Origin of the sequence: Kitasatospora sp. NPDC086009, assembly GCF_044540385.1 — a bacterium.
Taxonomy (GTDB): domain Bacteria; phylum Actinomycetota; class Actinomycetes; order Streptomycetales; family Streptomycetaceae; genus Kitasatospora.
Genome location: NZ_JBITSA010000013.1, coordinates 210361 through 228025, shown reverse-complemented (window position 1 = coordinate 228025; position 17665 = coordinate 210361). Strand labels below are relative to the sequence as shown.

Sequence of the window (17665 nt, the reverse complement as noted above, 5' to 3'; positions counted from 1 at the left end):
CTGCTCAAAGCCTCGTCTTGTACCTGGTCATGACCACGCCGCCGGGGAACGTCCGCGTCTCCACCAGGTTCAGGTCCACCCAGCTGTCCAGCGCGGTGAAGAACGGTGTCCCGCCGCCCACCAGGACCGGATAGGTGGCGATCGCGTACTCGTCGATCAGCCCGGCGCGCATGACCGCCCCGGCGAGCGTCGCGCCGCCGATGGTCATCGGGCCGCCGTCCTCGGCCTTGAGCCGGGTGATCTCGGCGATCGCGTCGCCGGTGACCAGGCGGGTGTTCCAGTCGACCTCCTCGGCCGTCATCGTCGAGGAGAACACCACCTTCGGTGTGTCCCGCCAGTTCCGCGCGAACGCGATCTCCCCCGGGGTGGCATCGGGCTGCTCGTCGCCGGTCGGCCAGTAGGAGCTCATCGTCTCCCACAGCTTGCGCCCGTACAGGGTCAGGCCACTCGCCCGCTCCTGGTCGAGCCACCACTGGAACAGCTCGTCGCTCGGCGGTCCGCTCCAGCCGATGTCGTCCCCGGCGGCGGTGACGTAGCCGTCCAGGGTCAGGTTCATGCCGTAGATCAGCTTCCGCATGGCCAGCCTTCCGTCGTGGGTGTCCGGCGTGGAGACCAGCGTGACGCGGGAAGCTCACCGGTGCGCGGTCCGACCCGCCGGTGTGGGCCGAGTCCGATCTGGCGTGGCCGGAGTCGCTCGGGCGGGCAGAGGTAGAACAGTTCGGGGTCCGCCTCGTCGAGGCCGTGGACCAGGCCGGCCGGGTGCCAGTCGAGCTGCTGCAACAGCAGCTGCATGGGATGGTTCGAGACGTTCGTCGAGGTGAACAGCTTCGGGGTGGAGCAGCTTGCTTCGACGGCCTGGAGAAGGCGGGCGCCGACGCCCCGTCGGCGTGCGCCCGGCGAGACCGTCACCATGGTCACGAAGCCCTGTTCGAAGAACGTGTACTCCAGAACGCCGTAGCCCAGGATGCCTGACGGATCTTCGGCGACGCTGACGGATCCCTGGTCCAACCACCGACGAATGCTCCGGGCCCGCGCTTCGTCGCCGGCGGCCGCGATCGCGTCGATGGCGACGAGGGCCGGCAAGTCCGTGGCGTCCGCGGCTCGCACCCGGATCCGGCTGGACATCTCGATGTTCGTGCGGACCATCCTGGCAGTGCGACGAGGCCCCGGCGGCCGAGGATCGCCGGGGCCTGGTGCTGGGTGAGGGGCGGCCGGTGTCCTGGACCCGGACGGCGAACCTAGCGGAACTCCTCCGCGTGCTCCTCCGCCCAGGTGCGGAACGTGCGCGCGGGAACTCCGGTGATCTCTTCCACGGTGGAGGTGATCACGTTCGATGCGGGCCGGGTCTCGGCGCTGGCCAACAGCGCCTCGACGAGTGCGGGTGGCCTGCCGTCAGCCAGCATCTGCCGTCGCGCGACCTCTACGGGGACTTCTTCGAACGCCACCGGGCGACCGATGGCCTCCCCGATCGCATGGACCTGTTCGGCCCTGCTCAGTACCTGCGGACCCGTCAGGACAAGCCTCGCGCCCACGTGCCCGTCACCGGTCAGGACAGGAACCGCCACAGCCGCGATGTCGCTCTCGTGGATCACCGCGGTGGCGGCGGCACCGGGACCGCGAACGGTGCGCGTGGCGCGGACCTGCTCGCCCCACCCTCGCGCGTTGGACGCGATGGTGTTCGACCGTAGGAAAGTCCACTCCAGGCCGGATTCCTCGATCATGCGCTCCATGTCGGCGTGGAGCTGGTTGATCGGATCGGTCTGCCGCTCGGCCGCCTCGTTGACGCCCGACGACGAGAGATAGACGATGCGCCCGACACGTCGTGCAAGCGCCTCCAGTACGGCGGGCGCGCCCTCGGTCGTCAGGAAGGGCCAGACCAGGAACACTGCGCTGGTCCCCTCCAGCGCCACGTCGAGCGTGCCCGGCGCGGACAGGTCCCCGCTGACGACCTTCACTCCCTCCGGCAGCCCGGCCGTTTCGGGATCACGCGCCAGCGCCCGCACCTCGGCGCCCGCGGCCAGGAGCCGAGCAACCACGTGTCGGCCGACGTTGCCGGTCGCGCCCGTCACAAGAATCTCACTCATGATCAGCCCAGCCTCGGCCCTGCTCGGACTATTCCGTCTGCCGGGCCCCGGCGCTCGGGAATCCCCCCGCCGCTGAACGTCTTCCTCGCTTCAGCCGCAGTGCTTGGAGCTGTAGCCGGATGCCCCTTGACCTGCGAACTCGTTGTACATCAGCCCGCCGACGAAGTCGATGCAGGCCCCCTTGGCGTACGTGTAGACCGGGCCCGCGTAGCTGGAGTAGTTGCTCCCGGCGCCGTCCTGGATCCAGTCGCTCGTTCCGGAGCGTCGTATCGCGACCCGGATGTCGTGGTGACCGGTGACGGTCCCGTCCTTCCCGCGGGCGATCGCACAGTTGATCCCGTTTCCGCTGTTGTAGTAGATGTCGATGAAGCCGACCACCACGCTCGTTCGGGCGTTGTCCGTGATGTCCCAGCTCTGCTTGAAGTCGTACGCGCTCCCGCACTTGTTGACCCGGGGGTAGGCGTGGGCCGCGCCGGCGGAGAGGCCGACGAAGCCTCCGGCGAGGACCGTGGCCGCGAGTACCGTCGCGAGGTGCTTCTTGATGAGCATGGCGAGCTCCTTCGAGTGCCGTGGGTGTCTAGGGTCGGGACGGGACTGCCGGGGGACCGTCTCCGTGCCGGAAACCCCGGGGTGTCCCGTCGCAGGCTTCGACATGTTGTCCGATGGCCTGATGAAGCTCCCACAGTGCAGGCATGTCCGATTGTCCATCCACCGGACTCGGCTGCGGCCCAGGTGACCAGCGGACAAACCGGATTGGCCGCGGACACGGCACGGCTCGACACAAGGTAGGCCGTCCACCCAGGGCATCGTCGTCCCCGGCCGCTGAAGTACCGCGCGCACCCGACCGGGACGGCCCCGGGGCCGTCCCGGATCCGGTCCCTCCCGTCGCGCGGAAGGCTCCCGTGTGGCCGGCCCCGGGCGTTCGCAGCGAAAGCCACTGGTACCGGCGCAGCGGGTTGGACAAGCTGGGGCCCATGGACTGGACGCCTCTGCTCTCCACACTGACCGGTGCCGTCATCGGCATCGCCGCCACGCTGATCGCCGACCGCAACCGGTGGCGGCGGGAGGAGGCCAGGCATGCGCTGGACGTGCGGCGCGAGGTCTACACGGAGTACGTCTCCGCGCTCAAGGCCGCGGGTGAGGAGATCCGGGCTGTCGCCCTGGGCGACCACATGTCAGATTCGGCCCGCGACGCGGCGGTGCGGGAGGCGGTGCGGCGCACCGGCATCTACACGGCGAGCGAACGCCTGTGGCTCGTGGGCCCGTCGCCGGTCGTGGAGGCCGGGAACGAGGCGTTCCACTGCCTGCGGGCGATCCGCGACGCCTACGCCCGGGGAGCGGCGGTCGGCTCGGCCGACGACGCGCCCCTGATAGCGCGGCGACGCGAGGCCATGGCGCGGATGCGTCGCCTCATGCGCGAGGACCTGGGCGTCGGACCCCTCGGAATCGAGTGATATCGAGTGAGGTGGCAGAGCCCCGCGGGCCGACCCGGGCCGACCCGGGTAGGCCCGTACCGGCCGCAGGACGCCGAACTCCGGCGCGCCGCCGGCCCTGGGGCCCGGCCGATCGGGCCAGGTCGTGCACGTGGCGGCGCTCGGACTCGTCCAGCCGCAGGGCCCGGGCGATCCCGTCCAGCACCTCCGGCGAGGCGTTCGGCGAGTGCCCCTGTCCCAAGCGGGCGTAGGAGGAGGCGCTCACCCCCGCCAGCAGCGCCGGCTCCTCCCGGCGAAGGCCCGGCACGCGCCGGCGCTCCCCGTAGGCGGGCACCCCGACCTCCTCCGGACGCAGTTGGGAGCGCCGCGTCTGCGGGAAGTCCCCGAGCTGTGATTTCCCGTTCATGCCTCCGAGTACGGGTCGACCCGCACCGCGCAGCCTCTCCCTGCCGAGGATAGGCACCGGCGGGTGTGGCCGACGAGCCCGGGACGCGATCAGCTGGGTGTCATCGCATCCCGCACTCGTCCAGGAGGACAGCATGAGTACCGCGACCCGTGAGGATGACCCCTTCGAGACCGTGGACGCGGCGGATTTCGCCTTCACCAGACGCGCCTGGGTGGATGCGGCCCCCGCACTGGTCTACGACCTGGTCGGCGACGTGTCCGCGAACCGCCGGTGGAGCCCCGACGTCGTCGAGGGCGCCTTCGAGGCCGCCTTCGACCAGGACGCCGGACCGCGGGTCGGCGCCTGGTTCAGCGGCCGCAACCGCAGGGACGGCAAGGAGTGGACCACGCGCTCCCAGATCGTGCGGGCCGTCCTCGGCGCCGCCTTCGCCTTCGTCGTCGGCGGCGCCGAGGACGGCATCGTCCGGTGGAGCTGGACGTTCCGAGCCCGGGGGCGCGGCACCGTCGTCCGGCAGTCCTGGCAACTCCTGCGCCTAGCCCCGGTACTGGGCAGCACCCGCGGCGACCTCGCCGCGCTGCGCGACCGCATGGCGGACAGCGTCGAGGCCACGCTGGCCGCCCTCGCCCAGTGGATCGCCGAGGGAGGGCCGCCCCGGGATCGGCCACGGCGATCGCCGGAGCTCCCGCTGATCCGCCGGTCGCGACGGGAGGCTCAGTCCTCGCGTTCCGGAGTCCCGTTGTCCGTGCCTCGTGAGAGGCTGCCGGCGACGTCGAGACAGGGAGGGAGAGCTGGCGCAATGGGATTCGAGGGGGAGGTCTGGCGTCTGATGCGCCAGGAGGAACTGCTCGGCGAGATCGTGATCGACGAGAGCGAGTTCCCCTGGTTGTACGGGCGCTTCGCTCCGACTGCGGCGTTCGGGGCGGTGAAGCCGTGGTTCGACGAGTCGCTGGCTCTGGTGGAGGCGGAGGAGTTCGAGCGCTTCGACGACTCCTACGACCGGATCGCGGCCGCCCTGACGCTGCTGGCCCCGTCAGGTCTGGTCGCGGAGTTCCTCCTGCACATCAACGACGGCCGCGCCTGGCTCAGGTGGAGCGACGAACCGTTCGACGCCATCTGAGCCCACCGGGCCCCTGGGCACCGGCTGACCGGAAGAGCGGGGGGACGGCACCCCCCAGGCCCGGCTCGAGAGGCCTGGTCGCGCTCAGCGCTCAACCAGCGCCGTTCGACGGGGTAATTCGGTGGCGCCGAGCCCGTCCACCGTCGACTCTGGGCACCGTGTCAGAACCCAAGCACCAGATCCGCGCCAGCTACACGGACACGACAGTGACGGTCTACCAGGCGTACGCGCCGGAGATCGGCCTGCCCGCCGCACTGGACGGTCGCTTTCCCGCAGCCTGGCGGCGGGACCGGATGACGTGGATCAAGCCGTCGTTCCTCTGGATGATGTATCGCTGCGGATGGGCGGGCAAGGAGGGCCAGGAGACCGTGCTGGCGGTCGAGATTACCCGCGAGGGCCTCGAATGGGCCCTGGAGAACGCCTGCCTGGCCCACTACCAACCCGGACTGCATCCCGACCGCGGCGACTGGAAGCGCCGGCTGAAGCGAGCCCCGGCCCGGGTGCAGTGGGACCCCGAACGCGATCTGCACCTGCGGCCGCTCGCTCACCGGTCCCTGCAACTCGGCCTCGCGGGCGAGGCGGCTGAGCGCTACGCGGAGGAGTGGATCGTTTCGATCCGCGACGTCACCGCGCTCGCGCAAGCGATCCACGCCCACGTGAGGGACGGAGCACTGGACGCCGCCCGGCAGTTGCTCCCCGCGGAGCGCCCCTACCCGGCGGGCGACGTGCTCACGGCCCATCTGCGCGACTGAGCCGACCCGACCACCCGGGCCGCAGGCTGCTCGCCCCGCGCGGCGTCTACCGTCGGCGGGGTGCCCCGGCCTGCGGACCGGATCCACCGATGGCAGCGGCGCCTCTCGGCCAGGGGGCGGATCCAAGCCGCCGACACCGGGGGCCGGTCGGCCCGCTCGGACAGGTGGAGGGATGAGCGCGGCGATGCTTCAGGCGTCGTCCTCGCCCCGGTGGTGGCGGCCGTCCAGGGGGAGCCCGGCAATCTCCAGGGCCTGCGCCATGCCGGGCCGGCTGCGCAGGCCGTACGCCTCCGTGAAGGCCGATTCGGCGTTGGGGTGGTGCCGGCCGAAGGGGTAGGGCGTCCGGGTGGCCCGGCACTGCCGGGTGAACTGGTGGCGGTCGTCGTCACCCCAGCCGGCCCACGGGTGGCGTCCTGTGGGGTGTTCGGCCGCCGGCGTTCGGCGCGCCTTGGCGAAGCCGACCCCCGCGTCGACCTCGCACTGGGTGAGGCCGGTGGGCTCCGTGCGGAACTCACTGACGTGGACCGGGTGGGCCGCACCAGGATCCGATGGCGGGCGAGGCGCTCCCCGGCGGGTTCCGAGCCGGTGAACGGACCACTGCGGCGAGCCGCCCCGCACGCGAACATTTCCGTCCGGTAGGTCTTGACGCCCTTCCGCAATCGGCGTTTCATTTTGTTCATAAGTGTTTGAACCTGCTGAAACATGATGGAGCACACCCCGCTCTCCTCCCGGTACCGAACACGGCACCGCCCCCACCCGCATCGCCCCCACAGCGCCGCCGGTCCGAAACGCCGCTCGGCGACGGAATCCGCCACCCGGAAGAAGACAGCACGGCTTCCGCAGGCGCGTCACACCCGGAGAGAGCCATGTTCACATCCGTCTTCGCCCCGCCATCGGAGCCCGCCCCGGTGCCGGCGGCGTCCTGCACCGCCCGGGGCGCGGGTCAGGTCGCCGCCTGGAGCGGGCGCAGCAGCAGCCCCTGGTGCGTCACCGTCCCGGTGGCCTTCCCCGACGGCCGGGCCGGCACCCAGACCTTCGTCGAGTGGGCCGACAGCAGCGGCCAGGCGCGGGAGGCGGCGCTCCTCAGGGCCGACACCCCGGACGCCCTGCGCCGCCGTCGCAACGCCGTGATCCTCCCGGTCGGCCGGGTGACCGTGGAACCCTGGCAGCGCCCGGCCTGGTGGTGACACCGCCGCCCGGTGGTGGCACCGCCGCCGGAGGACGGGCGTCCGCCACGGCCGGCCGCCCCACCCCGTACCCGCGGCGGCCCTACTGCTCCGGCCCCGTGGAGCCCGTCGTGGAGCCCGTCGGCTCCGCCGCTCCCGGCGGCAGCCGGACCGGCCGCAGCCTCGCCCAGCCGGCGAAGAGCGCCGCCCCGACCAGCATGCCGACGCCCACCCAGAGGTTCACGTTCGCGCCGCCCGCCCGGTCGAGGTCGGCCTGAGAGGTGGCGGTGGCGCCCAGCACGGTCAGCGCGGTGCCGTAGACGCAGAAGAGCAGCGCGAGGATCAGGCGCAGGTCGAAGATCCCGGCCTTCACGGCCGCCCCCGTCGTCGGATCCGTCATGTCCTCGCTCCTCTCACCAGAAGATCACGTTGAGTACGGTGGCGAGCAGCAGGGCCCCGGCCCCGAGCAGCGCGGGGCTGCGGTACCAGCCCGCGTCCTCGGCGGTGTCGCCCTCCTTGATCCGGTCCCTGGGCGTCAGCGACCAGACCAGGCCGACCAGTTCGCTGTCCGGCTTGGGCCGGGTGGCCAGCGAGACCGCGACGCTGACCGCGATGTCCAGGACGAAGGCGGCGCTCGCCGCGACGAAGCTGGGCCCCTGACCCGCCAGGTGCAGCACGTCGTGGCGGACGAGCTGGTCCACCGTCACGGCGGCCGCCGTTCCGACGATCAGCCCGATCCCGCCCGCGAGCGGCGTCGTCCGCTTCCAGAACATCCCCAGGATGAACGTGGCGAACAGCGGGGCGTTGAAGAACGAGAACAGCGTCTGGAGGTAGTCCATGATGTTGTTGTAGCCACTGGCGATGAACGCGGTGCCGACCGCGATCGCGCAGCCGAGCACGGTGACCGTCCGGCCCACCCGCAGGTAATACGCGTCCGGCCGGCCCCTGACCACGTACGCCTGCCAGAGGTCGTAGGTGAACACCGTGTTGAACGAGCTCACGTTGGCCGCCATGCCCGCCATGAAGGCCGCCAGCAGCCCGGTGATCGCCACCCCCAGCATGCCGTTGGGCAGCAGGTCGCGGATGAGCAGTTCGATCGCGTTGTTGTACGTGACGCCCTCGGTCGACGTGCCGCCCGCCGCCTTGTACCGCGCCAGCTCCGGCGAGAGGACCGCGGCCAGCATCCCCGGGATCACGATGACCAGCGCGATCAGCGCCTTCGGGTACGCGCCGATCAGCGGCGTGCGCCGGGCCGCCGACATGTTCCTCGCCGCCAGCGCGCGCTGCACCTCCGCGAAGTTCGTCGTCCAGTAGCCGAACGACAGCACGAACCCGAGGCCGAACACGATGCCCAGCACGGACAGGGTGGCGTTGGCGATCCCGGTCAGGTTGCTGGCCGGCCAGGCGTTCAACTGCTCCGCCGCGTCGGCGTTCACCGCCCGGATCCGGTCGCTCAGCCCGTCCCAGCCGCCCACCCGGTGCAGCCCGACCAAGGTGATCGGCACCAGCATGGCGACGATCAGGAAGAACTGCATCACCTCGTTGTACACGGCGGCCGAGAGCCCGCCCAGCGTCGTGTACGCCAGCACGATCAGCGCCGCCACCAGGACGGAGGACCACAGCGGCCAGCCCAGCAGGGCGTTGACCACCGTGCTGAGCGCGTACAGGTTGACCCCGGCGATCAGCACCTGGGCGAGCGCGAAGCTGAGCGCGTTCACCAGGTGCGCGAAGCGGCCGAACCGCAACCGCAGGAACTCCGGGACGCTGCGCACCTTGGACCCGTAGTAGAACGGCATCATGACCAGGCCGAGGAAGACCATGGCCGGGATCGCGCCGATCCAGTAGTAGTGCACGGTCGGGATGCCGAACTGCGCGCCGTTGGCGGTCATCCCGAAGATCTCCACCGCCCCGAGGTTGGCCGAGATGAACGCCAGGCCGGTGATCCAGGCGGGCAGCGACCGGCCGGCCAGGAAGAAGTCCAGACTGGAGGAGACCGACCTGCGGGCGAGCGAGCCGATGCCCAGCACCAGGGCGAAGTAGACGGCGAGCAGGGCGTAGTCGACCGGCTCGGCATCCAGCCGGAGGCTTGCCTCGGCAAGGGAGTTCACTGCTGCCTCGATCCGTTACGTGGAGCTTCTCCGCTTCCGGACTTCTAGCAGCGGCGCGCCCGCCCGCCACCCGGCGTCACCCGCCCGTGGGCGAGTCGCTCGACCGACCGGCCGACACCGACCGACCGGCCGACACCGACCGGCCGACGGACACCGCCCGGCCGACGCCGGCCGGCCGACGGACACCGCCCGGCCGTCCGGAAAACCAGGTGCCACGGCCCCGGGCAGGCCGGTAGCCTGCGCCGATATGACACCCGAACTGGAACGCCCCCCACTTCAGGCCGACGAACGTACCGCGCTCATCGGCTGGTTGGACCTGCAGCGGCAGATCCTTCGCTGGAAGTGCGAGGGGCTGACGGAGGAGGACGCTCGTCGCTCCGTCCTCCCGAGTTCACCGGCCATGACGATGGCCGGCCTCATCACTCATATGCGCTGGACCGAGCACACCTGGCTGGAGGTCCTGTTCCTCGGCGGCGACGAGAAGCAGAACCCGTCGTTCGCCGAGTCGGGCGAGGACGCCGACTGGCAGCCCGGCGACCGCTCCCTGGCCGAGCTGCTCGCGGAGTACGAGGCCCAGTGCGCCCGGAGCAACGAGATCGTCGCCGCGGCCTCCCTGGACGATGTCGGCCGTCACTCCGGCTTCCGCTCCGGTGGCGCCAACCTCCGCTGGATGCTGATCCACCTCGTCGAGGAGACCGGGCGCCACGCCGGCCACGCCGACATCGTCCGGGAGCTCCTCGACGGCACCAAGGGCTATTACTGACCCGGGCGATGCCCCGCGATGGACCAGCCGTCCAACCGTCCGATCCGGCGGATCTCGTCCACCGGATACGGGGTTCGCCTGCTCTCCCGCTGGAGCCTGCGGTAGAAGTCCGTCATCACCACGGCGAGCGGGGCGTGGCGGGTGAGGATCGCCGCGACCTCCGGCGGGACGCCCGGCGGACGCTCTCCCCGGGCGCACGCGCGCACGAACGCGTCGCGCTCGTCCCGCTCGTAGCCGTACAGAGCGGTGATCAGCCACAGCACCAGGTGCGTGGTGGCGTAGCAACGGTCGTAGCTGCGGTGCGCGGCGAAGAAGTCGGCCTCGTCCTCGGACAGGTCGAACCGGGAGGAGGTGGCGAGCCCGTAGTCCGCGAAGAACAGCCGCCGGCCGTCGGTCAGGATGTTCTGGAAGTGGGCGTCGAAGTGGAGGAGCCCGCGGGAGTTCATGAACGAGATTCCGGCGTCCAGCCGGCTCGCCACCATGGCGCAGGCCCGCCCGGTCGCCTCGTCGCCGGCTCCGACCCGGGCGCCCAGCCAGTCGTGCAGGTTCTGCGGGATGTACTCCAGGAACAGCGCGATGCTCGCCGAGGCGTCCCGCAGGGCCTCGATCCGGCCGCGCACCTCCGGTCCGCCTCCCCAGTACGCGACGGCCCGCTCCACATCGGCCAGTTCCTCGGGGAGCACCTGCCCGGCGTGCGGCAGCACCCGCCAGTGGTGCATCAGGGGAAAGCCCTCGTGGTCCGCCGTGAGGACCCAGTTCGTGGTCATGGTGTGCACGGCCAGCTCCCGCCAGGCCCCGAAGCCCGGCCCGCCGATGCCGTACTGGCAGAAGCCGGGGAGCCCGAAGAGGTTCGCCGTGGACCGGGCGTTGCCGGGCTGCCGTTCCGGGTCGGTGAGCGGGACCCGCTTGACGAAGACCGGAGTCCCGTCGACCTCCAGCAGCGCCGACGTCCCCCCGATGCCGGCACCCAGCGGCGCGGCCTCCGCCAGGAGGGCCTGCAGTTCGCGATCACTGCACAGGGCCAGCGAGGTGGCGACGGCGCCATGGGTGGCCAGGCGTGCACCGCGCGACATGTCACGGGCCTCGACGGTTGCCCCCACCAGCGCACCGACCTCTCCGAAGCAGCCGGGCGCCGCCGACGGGCGCGCACGCTCGGCGCGCGGCCCTTCGGGGCCCTGGCACGGGCAGGGGTGTCCGGCTTCCGTGCCGGGGCACAGGTCGGAACACCCGCTCGGCTGCACTGTACGGGGAGATCGGCGAGGAGATCGGGTGAACGCGAGGACCGCCGGTCGGAGCCGGCCCCCAACGCGGCCGCCGCCTCGTCACTCAGGTCGCCTCGTCACTCAGGCCGCTCGGGCAACTCAGGCCGCCCCCGTCGCTCAGGCCGCTCGGGCAACTCAGGCCGGCAGGGGAGCGAGGGCGTCCACCCCTGCGTGCTTCCTCCCCGGCCCGAGGTCGCCGCCGTCCTCGGCGACCCGTACGACGGTGTCGCGCAGCGCGTCCGCGTAGGCGCGCAGGGACTGGGCGGCGACGGTGGTGTCGGGGTGGCGGCAGGCGAGGTGCAGACCCTCGTGGAGTCGGGTGATCCAGACGCAGGCCTGGTCGCCGTGGGAGACCCGGACCGTCGCGCAGGCGTTCTGCTCGGTCCAGCGCTCGGCTCCGGGGACGGCCCTGGCGTCGACGAACGACATGAGCGAGTGCAGGTCGGGCGAGGTCGGACGGAAGTCCGAGCCGAGCAGGTGCAGGATCCGGGCCAGCGGGGTGCGGGCGAGCCGGCGGTTCGCGTGCAGCTCGGAGCGTGCCATCGCCAGCGCGCTCCGGAGGTCGGGGGCGTCGGCCGCGGGGATCTCGATGGGTACGACGCCGACGTACCAGCCCAGCGAGTCCTGCCACTGGGAGGCCGCCCTGGTGTGGAACGGCACCACCGTCCGGTACACGTCGTGCCCGCCGAGGTCCCGGGCGATCAGCGCGCTGGCGGCCAGGATGCCGGCCAGCGTGCCCCCGAAGGGGCGGCAGTACCGCTCGAACCCGGCGGCGTGCTCCTCGCCCACCAGCATCTCGGTCATCAGCCGTTGGGCGGGCATCGGTTCCTCCGGCTCCAGACCGAGGTCGAGCGGGAACCTCGGCAGCCGGTCGTCGCAGCCGGCGATGAACTCCCGCCAGCGGGCGACCGCCGAGTGGATCTCGTCGACCTGCTCCGCGTGCGCGCATTCGAGTTCGCAGAAGTCGAGGTAGCTTCCGACCTCGACCGCTCGCGGTTCGCCGCCGCCCCGGCGGGTGTCGTAGAGCTCGTGGACCTCGGCGGGGATGCGGAACAGCGAGTACGCGTCCACGTTGCTGTGGTCGAAGGCGAGGTAGACGTCCGTGCCGTCCTCGCGCAGGACGGCCGCGTAGATGTAGTTCGGCCATTCGAGCGCGTTCGTCGCGGCGTCGAAACGGTTCTGCAGGTAGGTGACCAGCTCCTCCGCCCGGTCGAACACCCCTGCCTCGTGCCGGTGCAGGGCCACCGAACCGGCGCCGATCGTGAACCGGCGGACGCCCTCGGTCCGGCGGCGGAATCCGCTGCGCAGCGTCTCGTGGCGCAGGGTCCAGTCGAGCAGGGTGGCCTCCAGCACGGCCGGGTCCGCCGGGCCGGGCAGGCTGAACCGGGTGCCGATCCAGGTCGGCATGGTCAGGCCGTTGTCGCGTACGGTCCGCGCGGTGCGCAGGTGCGACTGCTGGAGGTGGGAGAGCGGGCGGAGGTCGTCCGCCAGGGCCGTGGCGGCGTCGATGGTGGACGGGTGGAGGGTCCATTCCATGACACGCCCCGGACGGGCCTCGCAGCGGGCCAGGTCGGTGATACGCACAGGTGCTCCCTCTCTCGACTCGCGGTGCGCCGGCGGTCCCGGCGCACCGCCGCCACCCGTCGGCCCGTCCTCGCCACGGGCGTTCCGGCGTCACGTCCCGTACGCGTCTCGGCCGACGGGGTGTTGGTGACGGACCAATCAAGCAACGATCAACAGGCCGTCAGGGCACGCCCTGATGGCCGCCGGACCGGGTCACCGCGGCCGAGCCGGAAGGCTCGGTCCCCCGGGCAGGCGGCGACCACGGCCACAAGACCCCGGCGGCAGACCGTCGCACAGGCCTATCGTTGGCTGATGCGCGCTCACCCCATCGATCGACCGTCCGATCTCGACGTGGTCCGCGAGTCCTATGACCGCGTGGCCGACAACTACGCCCACATGGTGGCGACCACGGGGATCGGCGACATCCGGACCCACCCGTGGCTCAAGGCGTCGATCGACGCCTTCGCCGACACCGTGAGCGGCCTCGGGCCCGTGCTCGACGTCGGCTGCGGGCCCGGAACGGTGACCGCCTACCTCGCCGAGCGCGGCCTCGACGTGTCCGGCGTCGATCTCTCCCCCCGCATGATCGAGAACGCGCGCCGCCTCCACCCGCAGTGCCGGTTCGGCGTCAGCTCTGCCACCGACCTGGACCTCGCCGACGCCTCCCACGGCGGCCTGCTCGGCTGGTGGTCACTGTTCAACCTCCCGCGTGACGTCCTTCCCCAGGTCCTGGCCATGTTCGCGCGCGCCCTGGTGCCGGGCGGACACTTCATCACCGCGACCCATGTCGGTGACGAGGACGCGCTGCGCACCGAGGCCTACGGAGGCGTCCCCGTCCGCTGGACGACCCACAAGTGGCGGCCCGAGCCGCTCACGCACCTGATCGAGCAGGCCGGACTGCGCCCGGTCGCCGAACTCCGGCTCCCCGCGGACGAGCACGTCGGACCGGGCCTGGTCATCATGGCCAAGCGGCCGGGCTGACGATCGGGCACCGGACCAGGGCGTACCTGCCACCGGTCGACGCGGTGCGGCCCGGAGGCGTGGCGGTACGGGCCGGGGCCGTGGTGACGGAAGGGGCGACCGCCGCCCGAGTCCCCGGCCCGACGCCCCCGCCCCCCTGGTCGCATCCAGGTCCACCCTGCCCGGCCGGACCTGGTCAGACCATGGTCACGTCCCGCGCCCCGCTGCCCGGCCGGATGAGGTAGATGCCCGACCCGGGCAGCGTCTCCCGTGAGTCCCCGCAGGCGGTCGACGCTGGGAGGGCAGCGAGGAGGTCGGTTCGAGGGCGAGTTCGTCGATGCCCCGGGCCCCGTCGATTAGGCTCGGGCGGAGGGCGAGGGAGGGTGGGGCGGATGCAGTCGGGGCTGAGTTTCTCCGCGGCGGACCTGGCGCAGACGCGGTTCGCGGTGTCGCCCATGTGGGAGGTCGTCACCAGCTTCCGGCTGCTGCGGCGGGCGGACGAGCAGCCGTTGCACCGGCGGTGGGCCGAGCAGGTCCGGCCGCGGCTGGTGCGGGCGGGGCTCGACCGGGGGTGGTTGGCGGAGCTCGTGCCCGTCGACGGCTACCTCGCGGACTTCCTCAATCCGACTCCGGCCGGCCCGTTCCCCACGCTCGCCACCGAGCTGGAGGCGATCCGGCGGACCGCGCCCGAGCGGGTGCGGGTCGAGCTCGGGATGCTGGCCGCCGAGCGCGACGACGGGGCGCCTGCCCGGTTCCGGATCCTGTCCGAGGCTCCGGAGGAGGCGTTGGCGAAGGTCACGGCGGAGGTCGAGGCCTACTGGGAGCTTGCCCTCGCGCCCTACTGGGAGCGGATCCGGCGGTTGCTCGAAGCCGATGTGTTCCACCGGGCTCGGCAGGTGGCGGAGCACGGCTCGGCCCACGTGCTCAACGAGCTGCACGACTCCGTCCGATGGGACGACGGCACCCTGCGGCTGGTCCGCCGGCACTGCGCGCTGACCCGTGACCAGGTCGGTTCCGGGCTGCTCCTGGTGCCCTCCGCGTTCGCCTGGCCGAAGGTGCTGACCCGGTCGGTGGCGCCGGAGCCGCCGCAGCTCGCCTATCCGGCGCGCGGGATCGGCAACCTCTGGGAGCCCCGGGCCACCACCTCCCCGGACGCGGTGGCCGCCGTGCTGGGCCGCTCCCGCACGATGCTGCTGACCGAGCTGGACACGCCCGCGTCGACCACCCGGCTCGCCCAGCGGTCCGGCCTGTCCGCGGCCGGCGTCTCCCAGCACCTGACGGCCCTGCGCAACGCCGGCCTGGTGACCGCGCACCGCAGCGGCCGCTCCGTCCTCTACGCCCGCACCGCGCTCGCGGACGCCCTGCTGGCCCCGGCCGGGCACTGACCCGGCGGCCGTCCGAAGGCCGTCCGGAGCGCCGGGCCGGGCGGCGGTTCAGCGGCCGGTGGCGATGTCGGCGACGAGGTTGATGGTGGTGGCCAGGATGCTGGCGCCGAAGACGTAGGACAGCAGGCAGTGCCGCAGCACGACCGCCCGCAGCCCGGTGCTGGAGACGCTGGTGTCGGAGACCTGGTACGTCATGCCGAGGTTGTAGCTGAAGTACAGGAAGTCGCTGTACCGGGGCGGGACCTCGGTGTTGAAGTCGATCCCGCCGCCGGGGCTCCCGTAGTAGATGTACGCGTAGCGGGTGGCGTACATCAGGTGGAGCGCCGCCCAGGCCGTGAACACGCCGCAGAGGGCCGTCGCGGCCGCGGCCCGGCTCAGGTCGGAGCGGCTGGCCAGGAACAGCAGCACGATGCCGACCAGTCCGCACAGCGCGGCGGTGACGACGGCGAACTCCTCCAGGGCGGGCCGGAACTCCTCGCGCCGGACGTTGCGGCGGGTGGCGGCGGCGTCCATCGGCCACAGGACGATCCACCCCGCCACGACGAAGGCCGTCTCCGCTCCGGCGATGCCGGCGAGGACGCCCAGCGGCACGCCCGTCAGGACGGCGACGACCGTTCCGAGGGCCGCTCCGAGGATGGCCGAGCCGGCGAGCCGCGGGACGGCGGAGAGGACCAACGAGTGGTTCATGGGGGCCTCAGGCGCTGACGGCGGGGGTCGGCGTCAGCGTATCCGCGGCTGGGCCCGGGCGCAGCCGGGCGCGGGAGCCCGGAGAACGGGCCCCGACCGGCGAAGGGGGAGGGGCGGGACGGAGCCGGGGAGGTCGGGGCTATGGTTCCTTGGCGGTCCACGGACACCGGGGTACGAGGGAGAGTGCTGTGAAGTTGGTCGGTCGCACGATGACGGTGGCTACGGCCGGGGTGCTGCTGGGGGCCCTGACGGCCTGCGGCTCCAGCGGTTCGAAGGCCTCGGGCGACGGCGCCGCGGCGGCCGGCCGGGGCACGGCGACGGCCGGTGCCGGTGCGAGCGCGGAGGCGAGCGCGGGTGCGGGCACCGCGTCGCCGCAGGCCTCCACCGGCGGCGCGGGCGCCTCGCCCGGTGCGGCCGCCGGCGGTGCCCCGGCGCCCGGCGCGGCGCCGTCCGGCGGTACCGCCGCGCCCGGTGGCGGCCCGGCGGCCGGCACCGTCCCGATGCCCGTCTGGAGCGACGCCGCGACGCCGCTGCTCGACTACCGGGCCGTCCTGCAGCTGATGCCGGACCAGACCGCGATGACCGGCTGGGAGCAGGAGAAGCGCCGGGTCGACCTCACCGACCACTCCGCGGACTGCCAGAACCCCGCGGCCTGCAACGGCAAGCCGCTCAGCGGCGAGGCGAGGTTCAGCTCCGGCGACGTGGTCGCGCGCTTCCTCGTCGACACCCTGCCGACCAAGGCGGCCGCCCAGGACAAGCTCAAGGCGGCGTACGCGGCGTACGGAGACGCCACCCGCTACCACGCCGTGGAGCTGCCCGCCATCGGCACCGAGAGCCGGGCCTGGCAGGGCGAGCCCGGCGGCCGGGACGGCATCGCCGTCGTGATGCGGGCCGGCACCGTGGTCGCCACCGTGACCACCGAGGACGGCCCGGTGGACACCGCGACGGCGCAGCGCCTCGCCGTCCTGCTGGCCAAGCGCATCGAGCAGGCCCAGGCGGGCCAGGCCGCGGACGCGGTGCTCGGCCGCTGACCGCACCGGCGGGGCGGGTGCCCGAGGTCCGTCGCCCCGCCCCGGGCGGCCCCGGTGACGCGGATCACCGGAACCGGCCCGGAAGCCTCGAAGATCCACTCGGGGTGTCCACTCCTTCGCCGCTCGCCTCCGGGGACGGGGACCTGCTGCTCGTCGCCGAGCTGCTGGCCTTCGTCCCGCCGTTCGGCCGGGCGGCTCCCCCCGCCGCGGGGCCGGCCGGTGGCGGTGGGATGATCATGCGCATGAAGCACATCATCAGGGCGGTGGACGCCGAGGACTGGCCGAAGATCAAGCAGCTCCGGCTGGACGCGCTGCTCGATCCGGCGGCGCCCATCGCCTTCCACGACAGCTACGAGAAGGCGGCCGCCCAGCCGGACGAGTTCTGGCAGGAGCGCGCCGCCGGTGCGGCCGAGGGCGTCGCCGCGCGGCAGTTCGTCGCGGAGGCGGCCGACGGGCGCTGGCTCGGCACCGTCTCGGTGCTGGTCGAGCACGCCGGTACGGCGACCTTCTTCGGTGATGTCCCGCAGCAGGCGCAGACCCATGTCGTCGGCGTCTTCGTGCGGTCCGAGGCGCGCGGCAGCGGCGTCGCGCAGGGGCTCTTCGAGGCCGCCCTGGACTGGTCCTGGTCGCTCGCCGAGCCGCGCGTCGAGCGGGTGCGGCTCTTCGTCCACGAGGCCAACGGCCGGGCCGGGGCGATGTACCGGAAGACCGGCTTCGAGCCCACCGGCCACCACCTCCCCGCGCCGGGGGACGGGACCGCCCGCGAGATCGAGCTGGCCGTCCGGCGCGGCTGACCGCCACCACGGCGGCACGGTGTGCGCCGTGCCGCCTGCGGCGGTGGGGGGGGGGGGGGGGGGGGGCGCCCCCCCCCCCCCCCCCCCCCGGCGGGGGGGGGGGGGGGGGGGGGGGCGCGCGGCGGCGGGGGGGGGGGGGGGGCGGGGGGGGGCG

18 protein-coding genes and 2 pseudogenes are annotated in these 17665 nt (G+C 72.8%); 9 read left to right on the top strand and 11 right to left on the bottom strand.

The features are described from left to right. Nucleotides 1–4: 4 nt before the first annotated feature. The 4 genes from ACIF6L_RS27555 to ACIF6L_RS27540 form a co-directional block, all read right to left on the bottom strand. Entirely contained in the window at nucleotides 5–577 is a 573-nt protein-coding gene (locus ACIF6L_RS27555; protein WP_396490114.1) for a dihydrofolate reductase family protein, read from the bottom strand. Then, complete coding sequence (locus ACIF6L_RS27550; protein WP_396490115.1) at nucleotides 565–1146, bottom strand: GNAT family N-acetyltransferase; 582 nt, start codon at nucleotides 1144–1146, stop codon at nucleotides 565–567. The genes ACIF6L_RS27555 and ACIF6L_RS27550 overlap by 13 nt, the downstream gene beginning before the upstream one ends. Nucleotides 1147–1238: 92 nt before the next feature. Beyond that, nucleotides 1239–2084, bottom strand: a complete 846-nt coding sequence (locus ACIF6L_RS27545; protein WP_396490117.1) for an NAD(P)H-binding protein — start codon at nucleotides 2082–2084, stop codon at nucleotides 1239–1241. A gap of 90 nt (nucleotides 2085–2174) precedes the next feature. Continuing rightward, nucleotides 2175–2633, bottom strand: coding sequence for a hypothetical protein (locus tag ACIF6L_RS27540; protein WP_396490119.1), 459 nt, complete (start codon nucleotides 2631–2633; stop codon nucleotides 2175–2177). A gap of 425 nt (nucleotides 2634–3058) precedes the next feature. Between ACIF6L_RS27540 and ACIF6L_RS27535 the strand changes: the two genes are divergently transcribed. Beyond that, nucleotides 3059–3538 carry a hypothetical protein gene (locus ACIF6L_RS27535; RefSeq protein ID WP_329485756.1) on the top strand — a complete coding sequence of 160 codons (480 nt, stop codon included), beginning with the start codon at nucleotides 3059–3061 and terminating at the stop codon, nucleotides 3536–3538. Nucleotides 3539–3605: 67 nt separating this feature from the next. On the opposite strand, the pseudogene ACIF6L_RS27530 reads toward ACIF6L_RS27535, so the two are convergent. Beyond that, nucleotides 3606–3923: pseudogene (locus ACIF6L_RS27530) on the bottom strand (helix-turn-helix domain-containing protein); the annotation flags it as partial. 133 nt (nucleotides 3924–4056) lie between these two features. On the opposite strand from ACIF6L_RS27530, the gene ACIF6L_RS27525 reads away from it, so the two are divergent. Together ACIF6L_RS27525 and ACIF6L_RS27520 are read left to right on the top strand one after the other, a co-directional pair. Further along, nucleotides 4057–5040, top strand: coding sequence for an SRPBCC family protein (locus ACIF6L_RS27525; RefSeq protein WP_396490120.1), 984 nt, complete (start codon nucleotides 4057–4059; stop codon nucleotides 5038–5040). A 158-nt stretch (nucleotides 5041–5198) separates the two neighbouring features. Beyond that, on the top strand, nucleotides 5199–5792 hold the full coding sequence (locus ACIF6L_RS27520) for a DUF4291 domain-containing protein (protein ID WP_396490121.1): 594 nt from the start codon (nucleotides 5199–5201) through the stop codon (nucleotides 5790–5792). A 189-nt stretch (nucleotides 5793–5981) separates the two neighbouring features. Here the strand turns inward: ACIF6L_RS27520 and ACIF6L_RS27515 are convergent. Continuing rightward, nucleotides 5982–6364 (bottom strand): annotated as a pseudogene (locus ACIF6L_RS27515) (DNA polymerase III); the annotation flags it as partial. 294 nt (nucleotides 6365–6658) lie between these two features. On the opposite strand from ACIF6L_RS27515, the gene ACIF6L_RS27510 reads away from it, so the two are divergent. Further along, on the top strand, nucleotides 6659–6979 hold the full coding sequence (locus tag ACIF6L_RS27510; RefSeq protein ID WP_396490122.1) for a hypothetical protein: 321 nt from the start codon (nucleotides 6659–6661) through the stop codon (nucleotides 6977–6979). A gap of 82 nt (nucleotides 6980–7061) precedes the next feature. On the opposite strand, the gene ACIF6L_RS27505 is transcribed toward ACIF6L_RS27510, so the two are convergent. Beyond that, on the bottom strand, nucleotides 7062–7358 hold the full coding sequence (locus ACIF6L_RS27505) for a hypothetical protein (protein ID WP_396490123.1): 297 nt from the start codon (nucleotides 7356–7358) through the stop codon (nucleotides 7062–7064). Between the two features lie 13 nt (nucleotides 7359–7371). Beyond that, nucleotides 7372–9066, bottom strand: coding sequence for a sodium:solute symporter family protein (locus tag ACIF6L_RS27500; protein ID WP_396490124.1), 1695 nt, complete (start codon nucleotides 9064–9066; stop codon nucleotides 7372–7374). A gap of 247 nt (nucleotides 9067–9313) precedes the next feature. Between ACIF6L_RS27500 and ACIF6L_RS27495 the strand changes: the two genes are divergently transcribed. After that, nucleotides 9314–9829 (top strand): DinB family protein, encoded by a 516-nt coding sequence (locus tag ACIF6L_RS27495; RefSeq protein ID WP_329485751.1) that lies wholly within the window; start codon nucleotides 9314–9316, stop codon nucleotides 9827–9829. Here the strand turns inward: ACIF6L_RS27495 and ACIF6L_RS27490 are convergent. Next, the gene (locus ACIF6L_RS27490; protein ID WP_396490125.1) at nucleotides 9823–10902 is read right to left on the bottom strand and encodes a protein kinase family protein; all 1080 of its coding nucleotides are present in this window, start codon (nucleotides 10900–10902) and stop codon (nucleotides 9823–9825) included. The two genes, ACIF6L_RS27495 and ACIF6L_RS27490, sit on opposite strands and share 7 nt — an antisense overlap. Before the next feature lie 324 nt (nucleotides 10903–11226). Beyond that, complete coding sequence (locus ACIF6L_RS27485; RefSeq protein ID WP_396490126.1) at nucleotides 11227–12675, bottom strand: condensation domain-containing protein; 1449 nt, start codon at nucleotides 12673–12675, stop codon at nucleotides 11227–11229. 291 nt (nucleotides 12676–12966) lie between these two features. Here ACIF6L_RS27485 and ACIF6L_RS27480 point away from each other — a divergent pair, with 291 nt between their 5' ends. Both ACIF6L_RS27480 and ACIF6L_RS27475 read left to right on the top strand, forming a co-directional pair. Continuing rightward, the gene (locus tag ACIF6L_RS27480; RefSeq protein ID WP_396490127.1) at nucleotides 12967–13635 is read left to right on the top strand and encodes a class I SAM-dependent methyltransferase; all 669 of its coding nucleotides are present in this window, start codon (nucleotides 12967–12969) and stop codon (nucleotides 13633–13635) included. Nucleotides 13636–14006: 371 nt separating this feature from the next. Further along, nucleotides 14007–14999 carry a DUF5937 family protein gene (locus ACIF6L_RS27475; RefSeq protein ID WP_396490128.1) on the top strand — a complete coding sequence of 331 codons (993 nt, stop codon included), beginning with the start codon at nucleotides 14007–14009 and terminating at the stop codon, nucleotides 14997–14999. A 48-nt stretch (nucleotides 15000–15047) separates the two neighbouring features. Here the strand turns inward: ACIF6L_RS27475 and ACIF6L_RS27470 are convergent, their stop codons facing one another. Then, nucleotides 15048–15686 carry a DUF1345 domain-containing protein gene (locus tag ACIF6L_RS27470; RefSeq protein WP_359807514.1) on the bottom strand — a complete coding sequence of 213 codons (639 nt, stop codon included), beginning with the start codon at nucleotides 15684–15686 and terminating at the stop codon, nucleotides 15048–15050. A 188-nt stretch (nucleotides 15687–15874) separates the two neighbouring features. Between ACIF6L_RS27470 and ACIF6L_RS27465 the strand changes: the two genes are divergently transcribed. Both ACIF6L_RS27465 and ACIF6L_RS27460 read left to right on the top strand, forming a co-directional pair. After that, complete coding sequence (locus tag ACIF6L_RS27465) at nucleotides 15875–16717, top strand: hypothetical protein (protein WP_396490129.1); 843 nt, start codon at nucleotides 15875–15877, stop codon at nucleotides 16715–16717. Nucleotides 16718–16821: 104 nt separating this feature from the next. Next, nucleotides 16822–17511 (top strand): GNAT family N-acetyltransferase, encoded by a 690-nt coding sequence (locus ACIF6L_RS27460; RefSeq protein ID WP_396490131.1) that lies wholly within the window; start codon nucleotides 16822–16824, stop codon nucleotides 17509–17511. Nucleotides 17512–17665: the final 154 nt, after the last annotated feature.

Coding starts and splice junctions, on each gene's coding strand:
- ACIF6L_RS27555 (WP_396490114.1), bottom strand. CDS start 577: ATGCGGAAGCTGATCTACGGCATGAACCTGACCCTGGACGGCTACGTC.
- ACIF6L_RS27550 (WP_396490115.1), bottom strand. CDS start 1,146: ATGGTCCGCACGAACATCGAGATGTCCAGCCGGATCCGGGTGCGAGCC.
- ACIF6L_RS27545 (WP_396490117.1), bottom strand. CDS start 2,084: ATGAGTGAGATTCTTGTGACGGGCGCGACCGGCAACGTCGGCCGACAC.
- ACIF6L_RS27540 (WP_396490119.1), bottom strand. CDS start 2,633: ATGCTCATCAAGAAGCACCTCGCGACGGTACTCGCGGCCACGGTCCTC.
- ACIF6L_RS27535 (WP_329485756.1), top strand. CDS start 3,059: ATGGACTGGACGCCTCTGCTCTCCACACTGACCGGTGCCGTCATCGGC.
- ACIF6L_RS27525 (WP_396490120.1), top strand. CDS start 4,057: ATGAGTACCGCGACCCGTGAGGATGACCCCTTCGAGACCGTGGACGCG.
- ACIF6L_RS27510 (WP_396490122.1), top strand. CDS start 6,659: ATGTTCACATCCGTCTTCGCCCCGCCATCGGAGCCCGCCCCGGTGCCG.
- ACIF6L_RS27505 (WP_396490123.1), bottom strand. CDS start 7,358: ATGACGGATCCGACGACGGGGGCGGCCGTGAAGGCCGGGATCTTCGAC.
- ACIF6L_RS27495 (WP_329485751.1), top strand. CDS start 9,314: ATGACACCCGAACTGGAACGCCCCCCACTTCAGGCCGACGAACGTACC.
- ACIF6L_RS27490 (WP_396490125.1), bottom strand. CDS start 10,902: ATGTCGCGCGGTGCACGCCTGGCCACCCATGGCGCCGTCGCCACCTCG.
- ACIF6L_RS27480 (WP_396490127.1), top strand. CDS start 12,967: ATGCGCGCTCACCCCATCGATCGACCGTCCGATCTCGACGTGGTCCGC.
- ACIF6L_RS27475 (WP_396490128.1), top strand. CDS start 14,007: ATGCAGTCGGGGCTGAGTTTCTCCGCGGCGGACCTGGCGCAGACGCGG.
- ACIF6L_RS27470 (WP_359807514.1), bottom strand. CDS start 15,686: ATGAACCACTCGTTGGTCCTCTCCGCCGTCCCGCGGCTCGCCGGCTCG.